Annotated in this window: 4 protein-coding genes; all 4 read left to right on the forward strand. The window is 51.3% G+C overall.

Annotated elements, in window-relative coordinates:
• Positions 1 to 176: 176 nt before the first annotated feature.
• The 4 genes from AC13E3_RS06470 (at position 177) to AC13E3_RS06485 (ending at position 2203) form a co-directional block, all read left to right on the forward strand.
• Positions 177 to 890 carry an aspartate/glutamate racemase family protein gene (locus AC13E3_RS06470; protein ID WP_113880738.1) on the forward strand — a complete coding sequence of 238 codons (714 nt, stop codon included), beginning with the start codon at positions 177 to 179 and terminating at the stop codon, positions 888 to 890.
• Between the two features lie 29 nt (positions 891 to 919).
• Positions 920 to 1480 (forward strand): hypothetical protein, encoded by a 561-nt coding sequence (locus tag AC13E3_RS06475; RefSeq protein ID WP_482901833.1) that lies wholly within the window; start codon positions 920 to 922, stop codon positions 1478 to 1480.
• A 116-nt stretch (positions 1481 to 1596) separates the two neighbouring features.
• Complete coding sequence (locus AC13E3_RS06480) at positions 1597 to 1911, forward strand: transcriptional regulator (RefSeq protein WP_093479031.1); 315 nt, start codon at positions 1597 to 1599, stop codon at positions 1909 to 1911.
• Positions 1904 to 2203, forward strand: a complete 300-nt coding sequence (locus AC13E3_RS06485) for a helix-turn-helix domain-containing protein (protein WP_230713320.1) — start codon at positions 1904 to 1906, stop codon at positions 2201 to 2203. The genes AC13E3_RS06480 and AC13E3_RS06485 overlap by 8 nt, the downstream gene beginning before the upstream one ends.
• The last annotated feature ends 197 nt before the right edge of the window (positions 2204 to 2400 follow it).

Consider the following 2400-nt stretch of genomic DNA (forward strand, 5'->3'; position numbering starts at 1 on the left):
CTTCTTTTCTATGTTCACATCGTTCATGGGGCTCGGCTCTATGGCAATCAGTCAGACTGAATTTAACAAGGCCAGGCACGGCGACGCCTACTACATTGCGGCTTCGCCTCCATTTCGTAGCCGCGCATGCTGGCGGCGTTATCTGTAAGGAATAAACACATCACACGGAGGTATCTATGCATATCGGACTGATTGGCGGTATTGGACCGGCCGCCACAGAATTCTATTACCGTAACCTTGTGAGAGCCCGTCAGGCATCTGGTAGTCATAGCGATTTGGAGCTGACTATCTGTCATGCACAAGCGAGCGATTTGATAGGCAACATTCAGACTGGTGACGTAGATAAACAGGTGGGAATTTTCCAAGCATTGGCTAACCGTTTGAGCGCCGCAGGTGCTGATGTGTTGGCAGTGACTTCAATAGCAGGGCATTTTTGCATTTCCGAACTGCGGGACGTATCACCTATCCCTGTCATTGACGCGTTATCTGGACTTGAAAACGTTCTGCTTGAGAAGGGGTATACCAAGGTAGGCGTGTTAGGAAATAAAGTGGTTATGGAATCGCGACTTTTCGATAGCTTTCAAGAGGTCGAAATCGTTGTGCCGCCTGGAGAAAGCTTAGATGAAGTTCACGAAGCCTACATGAATATCGCAGTGTCTGGGGCTGTTAGCGAAGATCAGAGAACGACCATATTCCAAGCCGGAAAGGCAATGTGTGAAGAACAGGGTGCCGAAGCTGTAGTTCTTGCTGGCACAGATCTTTTCGTGGCCTTCGATGGGTATGAATGTGGGTTCGAGTACGTTGATAGCGCCTTGGTCCACATTGACGCCATTCATCGTGCGTCCCTACAAAAATCAGACAACAAGGCAATGCACGCGACAAGCGCGTGATTGCGGCGTTATACGGCAGAGGGAACACCATGAACGAAGCAACGGTCGCAACTTTAATCTTCGGAGCGGTTTTGGTTGGCTTGGCCTTGTTCTTCAGCCTTGCTGGCCGCTTGTCGTTCTGGAAACTGGCGTCAAAGCTTCCGAACGAAGCACTTGAGCACTTTGAAAGCGAGACCACCTGGGTGCTCGCCGATGATTCAGAACGTCCAAAGGGATTTTCCGGTCCGTACTATCTGCCCGTTCCAAGTATCGGCCGCACGGTTAAGCTATACGCAGACCCCGAAAGAATGGAAGAATCTCAATCGCGCTTCATCGAGCAGTACCGCGACCTCATTCCGGCCCAGCGTTTCCCATTTGTCAGCTTTATTGCGTTGCTGTATCCAGTTGCGGCCATGCTTTCGCTTTCTGAAACACCAATATCTGTAGTTGGTATTCTCGGGTATGGGTTCGCCAATCTGGGGTATCTTCTGTTGGCGGCGGGTATATTTTTTGGTCAGTTTCGAGCGTTTGGTCTGGAGAGCCGAGTTCCAACCATCATAGCTGCTGTTATTTCTTGGGTCGTCGGCGTCGTGCTCACAAATGCCGTATAACAAGTCGCTGCACCGGACGGCAATTCCGCTGCGCTCCATTGCCGCCGGTGAGCTTCGGCGTTAACCCTTTCATCCGCCACCTTGCAAAAATCCGTCAATGACGTATATTAATCGTCATGTTTACCATCATCGAAACCCCTACATTCGAAGCAGATGCCAGAAAGATCTGGACTGAGGAGGAACGGAATTCGTTCTTTGCCTGGCTGGCAGCCAATCCTGAAATTGGCGATCCCATTCCAGGTAGCGGTGGATGTAGAAAGGTTCGTTGGTCGGTGGCGGGTTCAGGGAAGCGTGGTGGAGTGCGAGTTATCTACTTCACCAGATTGGCAAATGGTGAGATCTGGTTGTTGGTGATCTACAAGAAGGCCGTCAAGGAGAACATACCCGCGCATATCCTGAAGTCGATTCGTGAGGTATTGGAAAATGAGTAATGAGACTCTGAGTGCTGAGGAGCTTGGTAACAAGCTGCTCCAATCTGTTAAAGAAATGAAAGCAGGCAAAGCGGCACGAGTCAGTCGTGTGGAGCCAAATGAGGTCGCAGAGGCGCGCGGCAAGACTGGTCTTACACAACGAGAGTTTGCCGAGGTGCTCCATATTTCTCCGCGCACGCTACAGGAATGGGAGCAGGGGCGACGTAAACCTTCCGGGCCGGCAAAGGCGCTCATCGAGATTGCTTTTCGCCATCCGGAGGTGATTCGGGAAGATTTTGAACTCAGGGGCTAACAAAGCGGTCAACGGGACGCCAACTACGCTGCGCTCCGTTGTCGCCCATTACCGCCGGCGTTAGATTTAAAAGAATCAGGAGAGTACGTTGCCAATTGAACGAAGCACCGGTGATGACGGAGGCCGATGGAGATTTCAACGCTATGGCCATCATGGAGGTGGCAACGGGGATGATCTTTGGCATGGAGCTTGTTCAG

This window comes from Marinobacter sp. L-80 (assembly GCF_056859395.1).